This window comes from Paenibacillus pinisoli, assembly GCF_003605435.1.
GTDB lineage: Bacteria > Bacillota > Bacilli > Paenibacillales > Paenibacillaceae > Pristimantibacillus > Pristimantibacillus pinisoli.
The window spans coordinates 172,580-187,790 of the sequence record NZ_QXQB01000002.1 but is presented as its reverse complement, the minus strand read 5'-3'; the positions used below and the strand labels follow the sequence as shown (position 1 = coordinate 187,790).

Annotated in this window: 14 protein-coding genes; 10 read left to right on the top strand and 4 right to left on the bottom strand. The window is 53.4% G+C overall.

Going from position 1 to position 15,211, the window contains the following annotated elements; all coding sequences use genetic code 11:
- Positions 1-17 precede the first annotated feature (17 nt).
- Complete coding sequence (gene kapB, locus D3P09_RS08410) at positions 18-419, top strand: kinase-associated lipoprotein B (protein ID WP_243643984.1); 402 nt, start codon at positions 18-20, stop codon at positions 417-419.
- Here kapB and D3P09_RS08405 read toward each other — a convergent pair.
- The gene (locus D3P09_RS08405; protein WP_165867356.1) at positions 416-1,756 is read right to left on the bottom strand and encodes an SGNH/GDSL hydrolase family protein; all 1,341 of its coding nucleotides are present in this window, start codon (positions 1,754-1,756) and stop codon (positions 416-418) included. The genes kapB and D3P09_RS08405 overlap by 4 nt on opposite strands.
- 321 nt (positions 1,757-2,077) lie before the next feature.
- Between D3P09_RS08405 and gltB the strand changes: the two genes are divergently transcribed.
- The 5 genes from gltB to D3P09_RS08380 all read left to right on the top strand — a co-directional run bounded on the left by gltB (position 2,078) and on the right by D3P09_RS08380 (position 10,216).
- Positions 2,078-6,682: a glutamate synthase large subunit gene (gene gltB / locus D3P09_RS08400; RefSeq protein WP_120108918.1), complete on the top strand. Its 4,605-nt coding sequence runs from the start codon at positions 2,078-2,080 to the stop codon at positions 6,680-6,682.
- A gap of 154 nt (positions 6,683-6,836) precedes the next feature.
- Positions 6,837-7,469, top strand: coding sequence for a TetR/AcrR family transcriptional regulator (locus tag D3P09_RS08395; RefSeq protein WP_120108916.1), 633 nt, complete (start codon positions 6,837-6,839; stop codon positions 7,467-7,469).
- Positions 7,470-7,582: 113 nt separating this feature from the next.
- Positions 7,583-8,413, top strand: coding sequence for a sugar phosphate nucleotidyltransferase (locus D3P09_RS08390; RefSeq protein WP_120108915.1), 831 nt, complete (start codon positions 7,583-7,585; stop codon positions 8,411-8,413).
- Between the two features lie 104 nt (positions 8,414-8,517).
- Entirely contained in the window at positions 8,518-9,435 is a 918-nt protein-coding gene (locus D3P09_RS08385; protein WP_120108913.1) for an ABC transporter ATP-binding protein, read from the top strand.
- A complete protein-coding gene (locus D3P09_RS08380; protein ID WP_120108911.1) occupies positions 9,428-10,216 on the top strand; it encodes an ABC transporter permease in 789 nt (262 codons plus the stop codon). Before D3P09_RS08385 ends, D3P09_RS08380 begins: the two co-directional genes overlap by 8 nt.
- Positions 10,217-10,306: 90 nt before the next feature.
- Here D3P09_RS08380 and D3P09_RS08375 read toward each other — a convergent pair whose 3' ends face one another.
- Both D3P09_RS08375 and D3P09_RS08370 read right to left on the bottom strand, forming a co-directional pair.
- The gene (locus D3P09_RS08375) at positions 10,307-10,744 is read right to left on the bottom strand and encodes a bactofilin family protein (RefSeq protein WP_120108909.1); all 438 of its coding nucleotides are present in this window, start codon (positions 10,742-10,744) and stop codon (positions 10,307-10,309) included.
- Between the two features lie 48 nt (positions 10,745-10,792).
- On the bottom strand, positions 10,793-11,836 hold the full coding sequence (locus tag D3P09_RS08370; protein WP_133304983.1) for a M23 family metallopeptidase: 1,044 nt from the start codon (positions 11,834-11,836) through the stop codon (positions 10,793-10,795).
- A gap of 301 nt (positions 11,837-12,137) precedes the next feature.
- On the opposite strand from D3P09_RS08370, the gene cls reads away from it, so the two are divergent.
- The 3 genes from cls to D3P09_RS08355 all read left to right on the top strand — a co-directional run bounded on the left by cls (position 12,138) and on the right by D3P09_RS08355 (position 14,009).
- The gene (cls, locus tag D3P09_RS08365) at positions 12,138-13,562 is read left to right on the top strand and encodes a cardiolipin synthase (protein ID WP_120108906.1); all 1,425 of its coding nucleotides are present in this window, start codon (positions 12,138-12,140) and stop codon (positions 13,560-13,562) included.
- Between the two features lie 79 nt (positions 13,563-13,641).
- Positions 13,642-13,824 carry a hypothetical protein gene (locus D3P09_RS08360; RefSeq protein ID WP_120108904.1) on the top strand — a complete coding sequence of 61 codons (183 nt, stop codon included), beginning with the start codon at positions 13,642-13,644 and terminating at the stop codon, positions 13,822-13,824.
- Positions 13,824-14,009 (top strand): H-type small acid-soluble spore protein, encoded by a 186-nt coding sequence (locus D3P09_RS08355; RefSeq protein ID WP_120108902.1) that lies wholly within the window; start codon positions 13,824-13,826, stop codon positions 14,007-14,009. The genes D3P09_RS08360 and D3P09_RS08355 overlap by 1 nt, the downstream gene beginning before the upstream one ends.
- A 70-nt stretch (positions 14,010-14,079) precedes the next feature.
- Here D3P09_RS08355 and D3P09_RS08350 read toward each other — a convergent pair whose 3' ends face one another.
- Positions 14,080-14,391 carry a dehydrogenase gene (locus tag D3P09_RS08350; protein WP_120108901.1) on the bottom strand — a complete coding sequence of 104 codons (312 nt, stop codon included), beginning with the start codon at positions 14,389-14,391 and terminating at the stop codon, positions 14,080-14,082.
- A 195-nt stretch (positions 14,392-14,586) separates the two neighbouring features.
- Here D3P09_RS08350 and D3P09_RS08345 point away from each other — a divergent pair, with 195 nt between their 5' ends.
- Positions 14,587-15,195: a DedA family protein gene (locus D3P09_RS08345; RefSeq protein ID WP_120108899.1), complete on the top strand. Its 609-nt coding sequence runs from the start codon at positions 14,587-14,589 to the stop codon at positions 15,193-15,195.
- The last annotated feature ends 16 nt before the right edge of the window (positions 15,196-15,211 follow it).

Here is a 15,211-nt window from a genome sequence, read left to right as displayed (position 1 = left end):
AGTTTCAGGAGGGTATCATGATGGCTGGATATGAGGAACAATTTCACTGCGAAGCAGGAAGCATAGTTAAGGCCAAAGTCCGTTCGGGCTTGTATGTAGGAGAGGTAGTGGAGCTTAACCGTCCGCGGGCGCTCGTCAAAGTGCTGGCGGTGCTCAAGCATCCGGAGCAGGGCGATCTTCATCAGCCCTACAACCCGGATGTTGCGATGTTCCATGAACGCCGCGCCTTAAGCTACACGGAGAAAACTACGGTTCTTCTCAGAGATTTGGAGGGCTACGCAGGAGCGGTGCCGGATTACCAGGAATCGCTGCGCGCAGCCGTTGCCGCCGAGATCGAGTCCCTTGACCGTCTGAACCGCTGGACCGCCAAGAGCCTTGAGACCATGATCGGATTGCAGAAAGAATACAAGCTGGATTAGCGGTTAATAAAAGCGGTCTTCAGCGTGTCGCGGTAGACGACCTGGAAGCCAAGTCCGTCAGAGAGCGCGGCCAGCGGCACATATGTCTTCTTCTCTCCGCTGAACTGCTGGAGATAGGCAGGCTCTGCATTTAGCGGCACGCTCTTGCCGTTGACGCTGATCGTTGTAGCGCCAACTGTAATGGCTACTGTCCGGTCTTCCAGCGTAATGGTTGCGGTCGAAGTAGCGGCATTCCATTGCAGCTCCGCTCCAAGGGCTTCCGTCACTTCGCGGAGGGAGAGGAATGTACGGCCTTTCTTGATGACCGGCGCGTAATCCGTAATCACTTCCTTGCCGCCTACGACAATCGAGATCGGCACATTGGCTTTGCGAGGCTTAACGGTTTTGTAAGCTCCCCACAGCGGTTCGGAGAAGGACTTGCCCAGCGCCGCGTATCCGGCAGCAGTAGGATGGATATCCGGCTTCGGATTGCCTTGCTCATCGCTCGCGCGAATGCTGGTGAACTTAAGCGCATCCTTCTCAATAGCGGCAGAAGCATCAGCGATTTTGACATTCAAACCCTGCTTCGAGTAGTCAGCTACAACAGCCTGCAGAGTCTCAAGCAGGCGCGCTTGGCCGTCCGTCAGAAACTTCGCGGTAGAGTCGGGAACGAAATAAGTCTTCTCTTCCCGAAATTGGATATATATAGGTAGATATTGGTTGGCGATCACAATTTCGGCCTTCGGCTGAAGCTTCTGAATCGTGTCTAGAGAAGTCTTCAGCTGCTTCTCGAAGCCTTCCAGAAGCGTATCGAGCTGGGACTTCAATTGAGTTTGCTTGTCTGCAGGAAGCTGGTTGAAAGCCGTCTCCACGCCGAGGTCGTTCAGCATCCACAGGAAGTCGTTGCCGCCGATCGTAATAAGCACAAGCTCAGCGTCTTTTAGGTCCTGTGCGAGCTCCTGCGTCTTGCCGAACATAGCTGCGGCGCGCGGGTCGATTAGTCCAGGCTGAATATCGGCTTCCTTCACGGCTTGTCCCTTCGCCGCGGCATCCAGCCACTTGCTAAGTCCTTCCGAGCGAAGGCCGATAATTCCGTAGTTGGTGTATTCGGCGCGAAGTCCTTGGAACAGAGCTTGCTCATACACATGCTCGGCATAGCCGTAAGGCACGGACGCTTCGGTAAAGCCCAGCTGATAGCCGGCTGCCAGCGAGTCGCCGAGCACAACAATGTCGTATGTATCACTTGGTGCTGCAGCCGGAGCCTGCGCTGCCGATGCGGCCACGGAGAAAGTCAGGCATCCTGCGACGGTTGCTGCGATTGCAGCGCGGTTCCACACATTCCTTAATTTGCTATACAATTCCCACACATCCTTTTGTTAAAATAGATGAAAAACAAGATTGCGCGCCACTTGTCCTAAAACCCGTCAGCCGCCGCCGCCAAACAACTCTTATCACAATTATAAAAATATTAAATTGATTCCGATTTGCCCTGATGTTAAAATCATAGAATAATCGCTTAGCAACGGTAGATGGCAAGAGGAATGGCAAGGAGCAGGCGGGTGTGCCTCGCCCCCTACCATTCTATGATAGTTCAAGCCAAAAATGAAGCCAATTAAGTGATCAAGCCTGTTATTCTACATTGCTTGCCCAAAAATCTTCTGATAGAAAGGTTGCACACGATGAAAGAAAATATTTTGGGATTGCCGCCTAAGCAAGGACTTTATGATCCGCAGAATGAGAAAGACGCTTGCGGAATGGGCTTTGTAGCCAGCATCAAGGGAAAGAAATCGCATAAGGTTATCCGTCAGGCTCTAAGTTTGCTAGAGAACATGGAGCATCGCGGCGGACAGGGAGCCGAGCCGAACACCGGAGACGGTGCAGGTATCCTGCTTCAGATCCCGCATGCGTTTTTTACCGCGGAGCTGAGCACGCAAGGCATTCAACTGCCCGCTGAAGGGGACTATGCGGTCGGCATGATCTTTATGCCGCAAGACGAAGCTGCCCGCACGGCGATCGAGCGCGAGCTTGAGAGTATTGTTGCGGAAGAGAAGCAGACTATGATCGGATGGCGCACTGTGCCTACGAACGATGAGAAGCTGGGCCAATCGGCGCTGGCGGTCAAACCGTACGTTCGCCAGGTGTTCATTGGCAAAAACGCTGAATTGAAAGACACCCTCGCATTTGAACGCAAGTTGTATGTGATCCGCAAGCGCGCGGAACTGGCTATTCGCTATGCAGGCAAAGAAGGCGGCAACATGTTCTACTTCTCCAGCCTGTCCTCCAAGAAAATCGTGTACAAAGGCATGTTGACCACAGAGCAAGTACGTTCCTTCTATACCGAGCTGAATGACGAATCGGTTGTCTCTGCTATTGCTTTAGTGCATTCCCGTTTTAGTACAAACACGTTCCCTAGCTGGGAGAGAGCTCATCCATTCCATTATCTGATTCATAACGGCGAGATCAATACGCTTCGCGGCAACGTGAACTGGATGCATGCGCGCCAGACGTTGTTCGCTTCCGAATTGTTCGGCGAGGATCTGGAGAAGATCAAGCCGGTTATCAATCCGGACGGCTCCGATACGGCGATGTTCGACAATACGCTTGAATTCCTGCACCTGGCTGGACGCTCCTTGCCGCATGTGGCGATGATGATGGTTCCAGAGCCATGGTCCAACCATGAGAGCATGAGCGACGAGCGCAAGGCGTTCTACGAATACCACAGCACATTGATGGAGCCGTGGGATGGACCGGCTGCAATGGGCTTTACCGACGGCACGCAAATCGGCGCAACGCTGGACCGCAACGGTCTTCGCCCAGCCCGTTATTACGTGACGAAGGATGACCATATTATTCTTGGCTCCGAAGCGGGAGCGGTAGAGATTCCTGCAGAAGACATTCTGTACAAGGACAGACTGCGCCCTGGACGCATGCTGCTGGTAGATACAGAGCAAGGCCGCATTATCTCCGACGAGGAAGTCAAAGCGGCTATCGCTGCCGAGCATCCTTACCGCGAATGGCTTGACGAGCATCTGGTGAACCTGGACGATCTGCCAGAAGCGCCTGAGCTTCCGGACCCAAGCCATGACACGGTTCAATTGCGCCAGCAAGCATTCGGCTATACGTTCGAAGATATCCGCAAGGTGCTGGAGCCGATGGCGGGAGGCGGCCAAGAGCCGATCGCTTCCATGGGCTACGATGCTCCGCTTGCTGTGTTGTCCGAGCGTCCGCAGCGCCTGTACAACTACTTCAAGCAATTGTTCGCGCAAGTCACGAATCCGCCGATCGATGCAATCCGCGAGGAGATTATTACATCGACGGCGACAACAATTGGACCTGAGCGCAATCTGCTTAATCCGGAGCCGGAGAGCTGCCGCCACATTAAGCTTGATACGCCAATCCTGTCCAACGAGCAATTCGCCAAGCTGCGCCATATCCGCCGCGAGGGCTTTAAGTCCATCACGCTGCCTATCTTCTTCGCGGCAAGCGAAGGCGAAGAAGGACTTCGCTCCGCGCTGACTGGCATGTGCGAGGCGGCTGATCGCGTTATTGCGAAAGGCCATAATATCATCATCTTGTCTGACCGCGGCGTGGACAAAGAAAATGCAGCGATTCCGGCCCTTCTGGCCGTATCGGCTCTGCATCACCACCTGATCCGCCAAGGCACGCGCACGAAAGTCGGCATTATGCTGGAGTCGGGCGAGCCGCGCGAAGTGCATCATTTTGCCCTGTTGCTCGGCTATGGCGTCAATGCGATCAACCCTTATCTGGCGTTTGAATCGATGGATGACATGATCAAGCAAGGTATGCTGAGAGGCGTATCGCATGAGAAAGCGGTCAAAAACTATATTAAAGCTGCTACGAAAGGCGTCGTAAAAGTATTGTCCAAAATGGGCATCTCCACGATCCAATCGTACCGCGGCGCGCAAATCTTCGAGGCGCTTGGCCTTCGCGAGGATGTAATCAACGAGTACTTCACGTGGACGCAGTCCCGCATCGGCGGCATCGGTCTGGATGTCATCGCGCAGGAGACGCTGCATGCCCACAACCGCGCGTACGCTGAGCAGGAAGGCGCCGAGAAGGAACTGGATTCCGGCGGCGACTATCAATGGCGCAAGGACGGCGAGGACCATCTGTTCACGCCTCAGACGATCCATACGCTTCAGATGGCATCGCGCGCCAATGATTATAAGCTGTACAAGAAGTTCTCCGAGCTGGTGCAGGGCGAGAACAAGAAGCATTTGACGCTTCGCTCGCTTATCGAATTCAAGCAGGACGGCAAGCCCGTGCCGCTTGAAGAAGTGGAATCGGTAGAATCCATCGTGAAACGGTTCAAGACCGGCGCGATGTCCTTCGGCTCCATCAGCAAGGAAGCGCATGAAAGTCTCGCGATTGCGATGAACCGCCTCGGCGGCAAGTCCAATACGGGCGAGGGCGGCGAGGATCCGGCACGCTTCACGCCGGACAGCAACGGCGATTCCCGCCGCAGCGCAATCAAGCAGGTCGCATCGGGACGTTTTGGCGTAACGAGCGAATACTTGGTTAATGCTGACGAGATTCAAATCAAAATGGCCCAAGGCGCGAAGCCTGGCGAAGGCGGACAGTTGCCTGGCCTGAAAGTATACCCATGGGTTGCGGAAGTACGGGGCTCGACTCCGGGCGTAGGCCTTATCTCGCCACCTCCGCATCATGATATCTATTCTATCGAGGATCTGGCCGAGCTGATCCACGATCTGAAAAACGCGAACCCGCGCGCTCGCATCAACGTGAAGCTCGTATCCGAGGTTGGCGTTGGCACGATTGCGGCAGGTGTAGCGAAAGGCCGCGCAGACGTCATTATGGTCAGCGGCTACGACGGCGGCACAGGGGCGTCGCCAATGGGCTCGATCCGTCACGCGGGTCTTCCTTGGGAGCTTGGTCTCGCCGAGACGCATCAGACGCTTATGCTGAACAATCTGCGTGACCGTGTAACGCTCGAGACGGACGGCAAGATGATGAACGGCCGCGACGTGGCGATTGCAGCGCTGCTGGGCGCCGAGGAGTACGGCTTCTCGACAGCTCCGCTTATCGTGCTTGGCTGCGTCATGATGCGCGTCTGCCAGCTGGATACTTGTCCGGTCGGCGTTGCGACGCAAAATCCGGAGCTTCGCAAGAAGTTCATGGGCGATCCGTCGCATGTCGTGAACTACCTGCGCTTCATCGCGGAAGATCTGCGCGAGATTATGGCGGAGCTTGGCTTCCGCACGATCGAAGAGATGGTGGGCCGGGTTGACCGTCTGGAGACGAAGCAGCTTACAGAGCATTACAAAGCTAAAGGTCTGGACCTCTCCGGCATTCTGTACGAAGCTGGCGTAACAGAAGACGCAAAGCGCTACAAAGTACAGGAGCAGAACCATGGTCTGGAGCTGTCGATCGACATGCAGAAGCTGGTGCCACTAGCGAAGCCTGCGCTCGAGAACGGAGAGAGCGTTCGCGGAACGTTCCCGATCCTGAATACGAACCGCGTTGTCGGCACGATTCTTGGCTTCGAAGTAACAAGCCGCTACGGTGCGAAAGGGTTGCCGGAGGATACAATCTGGTACCACTTCGTTGGCACGGCGGGCCAAAGCTTTGGCGCATTCGTACCGAAGGGCATTACGCTGTCGGTGGAGGGCGACTCCAATGACTACTTCGGCAAAGGACTCTCCGGCGGCAAAGTAATCGTGGCGCCGTCTCCGAAGGCAACGTTCGCTGCTGAGGACAACATCATTATCGGCAACACAGCCCTGTACGGCGCTACAAGCGGTCAGGCTTACATTCGCGGCATTGCAGGCGAGCGCTTCGCGGTACGGAATAGCGGCGTGAACGTAGTTGTCGAGGGCGTCGGCGATCATGGCTGCGAATATATGACTGGCGGCCGCGTTGTCATTCTAGGTTCTACAGGCCGCAACTTCGGCGCTGGCATGTCCGGCGGCGTAGCATATGTCTACGATGAGAAGGGCGACTTCTACAACCATACGAATCTGGAGATGGTTTTGCTGGAGCGTGTGGAAGAAGAAGCTGACAAGAATGAGCTGCGCGGAATGATCGAGAGACATGTCCAGTATACGGAGAGTGCCGTAGGCACGCGCGTCCTGAACGATTGGGATGCATCGCTGGCGAAATTCGTGAAGGTTATTCCGAAGGATTACAAGCGGATGCTGGAGCAAATTCGCAAGGCGGAAGATACAGGACTGCAAGGCGGAGACGCATTGCTTGCTGCGTTTGAAGCGAACAAGCGCGAGTTGGCTCGCGCAGGCGGCAAATAAGCATCAACCAACAGTCTCGCAGTGGAGCGCAAGCTCTATTGCGAGACTTTTTTTGTAGATATTAATTTGGCCTTTATGACGGACAAACTCCGTGTTGTCCCATGATGGCTTTGCTAGAATAGGGACAGGAGCTTGATTGGGAGGTGCGGATGAGATGCCAAGAAATCCGGAACGCGACCGTTGGCATCGCGAGGAGAAGCGTCAGCGGATTGTAGATGCCGCGAGAGAAATATTCACGCTTCGAGGCGTGACGGCGACGAAGATGAGCGATATCGCAGCGGCGGCGGGACTTAGCCACGGCAATGTATACAATTATTTCGGATCGAAGGAAGAACTGCTGCATACGATGGTGCTTCAGGGACAGGATGTATACTCCGGACTGTTATCCCGGATGCAGAACCAGCCAGGAAGCGCGCTCGAAAAGCTGGAATGGCTGATTGAGCAATTTCTTTTGTCGTCCAATGCAAGCACCACATATTGGATTGTGCTTCAGGCTCAGGCGACAGATGTGCTGTCCACGGAGGCTCGAAATGAAATCACTGCAATTGTTCATGCCAACCGTGAGGTCATTATCGCTATTATTGAGGAAGGGCAGCGAGAAGGCTCAATTGCGCAATGGGATTCAACCGAACTGGCTACTGTCTTCCTTACTGCCTATCACAATATGGCGCTTTGGCCTATCCGCGGCTTTGGGCAGCCTCAGCCTAGTGTGACAGGACTCATATTGAAGCTGCTTCGCCCTTATCCCAATCAGGAAGGGAATGGACCATTAGGACGGCCTGGATGAATGATCGACAAAAGTAGACCTGGACCTAGCTCAAGCGACGTCAAGAAGCGACATGCTTTCCCCCATGCCTCAAGTATAATAGTACGTAATTTGGCGCTGAGGAGGATGTTGCTTTGAAAATCGTCATGTTGTCGGGCGGACCCGGCAGAAGAGTGTGGCCTTTATCCGATACCAGTATGCCCAAGCAGTATCTTCCCGTCCTGGATGGACCCGGAGGGGAGCCGGAATCGATGGTACAGCGTATGTGGAGGCAGCTGCTGGCTGCCGATCTGTCAGAGAGCGCAAGCGTCGCAACAAGCAGCGAGCAGGCGGGCTTAATTAAGCGTCAGCTAGGGATGCATGTGCCGCTGCTTGCGGAGCCGGCCCAACGGGGAAGCTATTCCGCCGCCTTGCTGGCGGCGTCGTATTATTATTCTGTCGCAGGGGTTTCCCCGCACGAGACCATTATTATGCTGCCGGTCGATATGTATGTGTCGGGAGATTTCTTTCATTGTATTCGCAGCTTGCCGAAGCTGCTCAGAGAAAGTGAAGCGCCGGTCATGATGGTTGGGATGGCAGCGGAATACCCGGGCACACGCTATGGATATATATTGGCCGACCAAGCTGAACTTGGAGAAGAGTCCGGCAGCTATGACTGGAAAGTTAATGATTGCCGGGAGAAGCCTGGAGAGCAGGAAGCGGAAGAGCTCGTTAAAGCGGGAGCGCTTTGGAACAGCGGCGTATATGCAATACGGCTTGATTTTTTGCTGGGCAGGCTATCGAATGCGGCTCTGCCGGTTGATTACGAGGAGTTGTACAAGCAATATTATCAGCTGCCGAAGCTCAGTCTGGAGGATGGGCTGGCATGCGATGCATCGGTAGAAAAAACAGTGATCCGGTACGACGGTCTATGGGTGAATCTGAATACTTGGCGCACTTTGTCCGAACGAATCGCGATGCCGTGAATAAATAGGAATAATGGTTACCAATGCTTTCCTTAATCGTATATAATGAGGGAGTTGACGACTTAAACCGGAATACCGCGTAACCAAGAGGGGGACATACATAGATGGGACAGCCAATCGTACGTTTGCAAGACGTCACGAAAAAAATCGGAAGCCGAACGATAATCGACAAGCTGACGCTTGATGTGCCGTCAGGCGAAGTGTTCGGTTTTCTTGGTCCGAATGGCGCAGGCAAGACAACGACTATCCGCATGATGGTCGGGTTGATGTCGATTACATCAGGAGATATTCTTATCGACGGACATAGCATCAGCAATCAATTCGAGAAGGCGATCCGCCATGTAGGGGCAATCGTCGAAAATCCCGAAATGTACAAGTATATGACGGGTTATCAGAATCTGATCCATTTTGCGCGCATGATTCCGGGAATTACCTCGCATCGGGTGCGGGAGGTAGTATCGCTTGTCGGACTTGATGCCCGGATCCATGATAAGGTTAGGACCTATTCGCTTGGCATGAGACAGCGGCTAGGTGTGGCGCAGGCGATTCTGCATAATCCGAAGCTGCTCATTCTGGATGAGCCTACCAATGGCCTTGATCCTGCGGGTATACGCGAGCTTCGGGACTATTTGCGTAAAATGGCCCAGCAGGAGGGCGTCGCGGTGTTCGTATCCAGCCATCTGCTTTCCGAGATGGAGCTGATGTGCGACCGCGTTGCCATTATACAGAACGGCAGATTGATCGATGTGCGTACGGTGCAGAGCACAGACAAAGCAGTTATTGCACGCACTTTGTTTGAGGTGGATCGTCCGGAGGCTGCTTTGGAGGCGCTGGCTGCTTCTGAGTTAACAGGCACGATTGAAGGAGCCGGCAACATTGCGGTTGAAGGAGACAAGCTGTTTGCGGCGCAAGTGAATGAACTTCTCGTCAGAAGCGGCATTAAGGTATTCGGCATCCGCGCCGAAATCAAGTCGCTGGAGGATCAATTCTTGGAGATGACGGGAGGCGAAGGCATTGGCTGATTTCATGAATCTTATCCGCAACGAAAATATGAAGATGTTCCGGCGGCCGCGTCTGTTCGTCATGCTGGGCATTATTGTCGGACTCGTCATTGTATTTTCCGGCGTCTGGTTCTCGGTAGATAAAGGAGAATCGGCCATGTGGGAAGTTGTGATCACGGAGACGATGTTCCTGTATTGGATTATTACTATATTTGCGGCAATTGCGTCTGCCAGCACGGTTGCTGAGGAATTTTCTTCGGGAACGATCAAGATGCTGCTTATCCGTCCGTGGAGCCGATCCAAAATTTTGCTGTCCAAGTATATATCCAGCCTGCTGTTCGCGTTGTTCTTCGCTGTCGCATTTCTGGCAAGCCTTATGCTTGTCAACTGGATCCTGTTCGATCTGCTTGGAAACGGGACGGTCGACCGGCTAAGCGATGTGATGGGCGTGTCCAATATTGAATATTTGTTCAAATACTACGGCCTGCTGTTCCTGGGTACGATGATGACCGTGACTATCTCCTTCATGCTGTCGACCGTGTTCCGCAGCAGCATCCTTGCTATCGCCACGGCGCTATTCATTGAAATCGTAGTCAACAATTTCATGCAGCTGCTTGCATTCGTGAAATATAAGTGGATTGACTATGTCTTGTTCGTCCATCTCGACTTGACCAAATATGTAGGCGGCAATGAATACAACGGCATGACTCTTGGATTTTCGCTAGCCGTGCTAGGCGTCTATTATGTGTTGTTTATGGTGCTGACATGGTATATCTTCAATAAGCGCGATGTCGCAGCTTAACCCTAGCCTGATATCTTAAAAGCAAGCCGCGCCGCTCTTCTCCTATTAGAGAAGAAGCGGCGCGGCTTTGCGCTTTTCAGAGGATAAGGGCTAACCGGCTTGGCGTGACTTGGCCCGGTCGTTCTTCTCCTGCTTGGCATTCGCTTGGGATTCAAGCTCTGTAAGCGGCTTCTGCTTCGGATCGGCAGTTTGCTCCATATGACAGCTTCCGTTCAACATGCCGCCGTCCTGAATGATAAGGGAGTGCGCCGTGACATTGCCGACGAGCTGGCCGGACGCTGTAATGATGAGCCGCCCTTTGGTCTCGATGTCGCCGAACAGCTTGCCGGCCAGCGTCACGTCTTGCGCAATAATATTGGAGCGTGCCACTCCGCATTCGCCGATAATGACATCGCCTTTGCATTCGATATCGCCCCGATATTCGCCTTCGATCCGCAGATTGGCCTCGCTTACAATCTTGCCCTCTGCTAGCGTACCTTGCCCGATCAGCGTGTCAGTCGCAATGACGCGCTTATTTTCTTTGAACATGTATGAAGTCCTCCTTCAGCATGGATTCTGGAACCAAGAGGCCGTCCTTCAGCTATGCTTCGCGAGAAATTTCAAGGGATTGACGGGCTCGTTGCGTTGCATGATTTGAAAATGCAGATGGGGGCCAGTGCTTCTTCCGCTGTTGCCGATAAGGCCGATCTTTTCTCCGCGGACAACGACATCCCCGACCTTGGCGTCTATGCGTTTGAGATGCATATAAGCCGTTTGAAGCTCTCCGAGATGGTCAATGACAATGTAATTGCCGAGTCTGGAATCATACCCCGTATCGCTAACCGTTCCATCGGCAGCGCTGAACACGACATCTCCGATGTCTCCGTCAATGTCGATGCCCGCATGGAAGGTGGCTCTTCCTGTAAAAGGATCCTTACGGTACCCGAAGCCGGATGTTAATCGCTTGGATTTCGCGGGCCAGAGCGAGGGGTAGGCATCGACCGCCGCTCTCTTGTTCTGGGCCTTGAGCAGCGTTTGCTCCATGGAAACCTCCATCGCATCAACCATATCGCTCAAGGCTTGGAAATCAAGCGACGTGTGCTGAGCGAGCATTGCGAGCTGCATAGTGCTCCCGGGAGAAGCAATGTAGGAAGGCGCCCGCTGATCCGCAGAACGGCTAGACAGCGTCTTTACGATTCCGCTTCCAGGCTTGCCCGAGCCTGTCGATGACTCTGAGCCAGTCGTATCGATGGAGCCGCCATACTTCTCAATAAACAGCTTGAGCTTGCCTTCGAGCTCATCAAGCTCTTTCATTTTTACTTTCATTTCTTCCGCTTGGCGCGACAATTCCAGTAGCTCTTGCTGCAGGGAGACGATCGCTTCATCCTTCCCGGCGATGACCTCATCCATTCCGGTAATCGTTTGTGTGAATTGTGCAGACTGGGAGAAGAGCTGGTCCTCCAGATGCCTCAGCTCGTATGCGGCCTTCAATTGAAGGCCGGCAATGGCGCCTGTCACCGCAATCGCGGCGGCTACGGGTGCAACAACGACTGAACGCTTCGATATGGAGAATTGCTTCACTGTCTTGTCGGCGCCGCGCATCACAACAAATGACCATGTTGGCCTCCGCGCTCGTGTCACTGGTTTACTCCTTCCGGCCGGCAGTATAGTCGTGCAGAACGTTCTATGACTATTTATTCTCGGAAGCTATAAAACATACCAGAAAACTTATTCCTGCCTAGCGGCATAACTAGAGAACTATAGACCGTTGCTGGAAAAAATCGCTGCGGAGGAGAGCGGCTTTTTGCCCGGAAATCAGCTTCATAAGGAGCTTGCTCCTTTGCTCAGGGACAAAATATGCCCCTTGCTGCATACATGGGAAGCGGGGGGTTTAAACTAAACAACGGATTTTGTGAGAGCGAGCATAAAATGAGGTGACAGCGTGGGAGGACTGCTCGTTGGACTTATCGTGCTGCTTATGCTCTATATCGGCCAGCTGGCAGCTGTGCTTGTTATGGAGCACCGGCGGCAAGCTCATCTGACTGCCTGGATGTTGATCTGCATGGGATGTCCGTTCATCGGCTTGGCAGCCTATCTTCTAATTGGAAGAAGAAAGCCGGAGCATGTCATTCGCTCGACCTCCATCGATTCGGATCAGACGAAGGCTTCTGCTGATGCGAAGCTGGGCAACAGAGCATTTAGCATGAGCGAAGGCTTGACAGGAGATTTGGCGGACTCGCTGGGCGCACTCGCCGGTTATCCTGTAACGGAGCATAACCGCACCAAAATATTGACGAACGGAGAAGCCGCCTTTGAAGCAATTCTGCATGCGCTGGCGTCGGCAAGAGACCATATTCATTTGGACTACTATACAATCCGCAATGACGGCATTGGGAGAAGATTTCTTGATCTCCTGACGGAGAAGGCTCGTAAGGGCATAAAGGTCCGTGTCGTGTACGACGGCATCGGGAGCTTGAAGCTGGATAAGAATTACTTGCAAGCGCTTAGTCGCACGGGTGTGGAGCACGCGTGCTTCGCACCTCCAAGATGGGCTTTGCTTGACCGGAAACTGAACTATCGCAATCATCGGAAAATTGCTGTCATCGACGGAAGGATCGGGTTCATCGGCGGCATTAATATAGGAGACGAATATATCGGCCTGGATCCTAAGCTTGGCTTCTGGCGGGATACGCATATTCAGCTGCAGGGCGACGCGGTTCATGATTTGCAGGATACATTCATGCGGGACTGGGAGCTGGCCAAAGGGGAGCGTCTGGAGCGAGCGGAACGTTACTTTCCGGAATCAATGGCGACGAATGGGGAGCGTGTGCTGATTGTGCCCGGCGAGCCCGGTTCAAACGAACATCGCATTGTCGGAGCTATATTTGCTGCGATGGCTTCCGCGAAGAGGCGCATCTATGCGGCTACGCCCTATTTTATCCCCGATCCTGCCATTGCCATGAGCTTGCGCATCGCCGCCAGTCGAGGACTTGATGTGAGGCTGATCATTCCCGGACTTGCCGATTCGAAGCTTGTCCTGCTGGCTTCCTTATCGTATGTGCGCGATATGCTGGACGCGGGAGTTCGCGTCTTTCGTTACCAGAAAGGTTTTATCCACTCCAAGGTACTCATTGTAGACGATACGCTGGCATCGGTCGGTACGGCGAATCTGGATATGCGGAGCTTATACAGCAATTATGAGCTGCTTGCGCTATTGTTCGACGAGAAGCCGATCCGGCGGCTGGAGCGCGATTTCCTGGATGACCTGGAGCTTAGCGAGGAGATGAATGCGGATGAGTTCGCCCGGAGGACCAAGCGGCAGCGGGCAAAGGAGGCCGTTATGCATATTCTGTCGCCGCTGCTCTGAGGATGAATGAGCATGGGGATATTGGGGTATATTTTTGTCGTAGGAAGCACACGACTAGCATAAACAGGAGGCGAGCTCAATGAGCGATCAGCATGATACGGACCAAAAGCCTGAACCGTATCTCGAAGGCAGAGACACGTATGACATGGATATTGACCGTATGGTGAACGAAGGATTGGGCGGAGGCCAGGTCACGATTCATAACGGCTTGATTGCCGAATCAACCACAGATACGATGGCGGAAAATCCGGAGGATCTATAATGGACATTGCCAGAGCGAAGCAAATTTACGAATCCCAAGGTACGCACGCCGTTCATCTGGAGGGCGATTCCGTCTGGATCGAGAATGTGGATGAGGCGAACGGCATGGCGACGGTCACAGTAGGCAACAATCCGCTTAATACGCAGACCGTATCTGTTGACAGGCTGCAAGAAGCGAAGGAATAGGAACGAATGCAAAAGCCCGAGGGATACGGCGATTCATGCCGCTCACGCTCGGGCTTTCTCATGGCCTGGCTTAACCGCCATACGCTTCGCGGAATGCTTGGCACAGCTTGCTTCTATCCACGTCCCAGAGCTCGGCGATCTCGGCGCTGACGTTCTCATCCCACCAATCGGCCTGGAGCTTGCGGTTGCTTCGATTCTCATAGATCCAGATGATATTGGCGGCTACTTTCTTGACATACAGGGCTTCCGCCTGCTCCATCTTGTCCTTCGGGATCCACAGCTTCAGCCGCTTGGCGGTACGGTACAGCTCATTGCTGCAGGATCTCCTGATTTTGCGGGCCGACGGATAGGCTGCGGCATGCTTTTGCGCATTTGGATTCAATTATACCGACTCCTCTCCATTTCCAATGTATGCGCCCCTTGCAAGGTTGGTCACGGGCCCAGCAAGGCGGTCATCACGCCGCGCCTCGCGCATAGGACAGGACAGGTCTGGAGTGGAAGGCCGCTGCCCCTGTATGATAGAATAGGAAGGGCGATCCAGTATAATTGGACTGCAAATTAGATATGGAGGTATCGCATGGATAGTTGGATTACCGATTTCATGGAACAGTTCGGCTACTTGGGCATTCTCTTGATGATTGCTCTTGAAAATCTGTTCCCGCCGATTCCTTCAGAGGTCATTCTTACTTTCGGCGGATTCATGACCACGTATACGAGCTTGACCGCGCTTGGAGTTATCGTGGTGGCGACATTAGGATCCTTGATTGGAGCTATTATTTTGTTCTACATCGGCCGATTGCTGGGCGTTGAGCGTCTGGAGAAAATTGTGGACCGTTGGGGCCGCCTCCTGCGCGTGAAGAAGGAAGATATCCGCAAGGCTGACGCCTGGTTCGACAAGTATGGATATTGGGCCGTATTCATATGCCGCATGATTCCGCTTATTCGCAGCCTCATCTCGCTTCCGGCAGGCATGTCGGGCATGAAGATTGTGCCGTTTCTGTTTTTTACGACAATCGGGACGCTGATCTGGAATACGATTCTTGTTCTCGTAGGCGCTGCAGTGGGTGACAATTGGGGCGAAATTGTCCATTTCATGGATGTATATTCCAATATTGCGTATGCGATCATTGCACTGATAGCCATTGTTGTATTAGTCTTGTATATTCGCAGAGCGCGCAAATTTTAAGTATAATAGTACAAAC

Bases quoted from the DNA above. Each gene is read 5' to 3' on its own strand.
- kapB (WP_243643984.1), top strand. From the start codon at position 18: ATGATGGCTGGATATGAGGAACAATTTCACTGCGAAGCAGGAAGCATA.
- gltB (WP_120108918.1), top strand. From the start codon at position 2,078: ATGAAAGAAAATATTTTGGGATTGCCGCCTAAGCAAGGACTTTATGAT.
- D3P09_RS08395 (WP_120108916.1), top strand. From the start codon at position 6,837: ATGCCAAGAAATCCGGAACGCGACCGTTGGCATCGCGAGGAGAAGCGT.
- D3P09_RS08385 (WP_120108913.1), top strand. From the start codon at position 8,518: ATGGGACAGCCAATCGTACGTTTGCAAGACGTCACGAAAAAAATCGGA.
- D3P09_RS08375 (WP_120108909.1), bottom strand. From the start codon at position 10,744: ATGTTCAAAGAAAATAAGCGCGTCATTGCGACTGACACGCTGATCGGG.
- D3P09_RS08360 (WP_120108904.1), top strand. From the start codon at position 13,642: ATGAGCGATCAGCATGATACGGACCAAAAGCCTGAACCGTATCTCGAA.
- D3P09_RS08355 (WP_120108902.1), top strand. From the start codon at position 13,824: ATGGACATTGCCAGAGCGAAGCAAATTTACGAATCCCAAGGTACGCAC.
- D3P09_RS08345 (WP_120108899.1), top strand. From the start codon at position 14,587: ATGGATAGTTGGATTACCGATTTCATGGAACAGTTCGGCTACTTGGGC.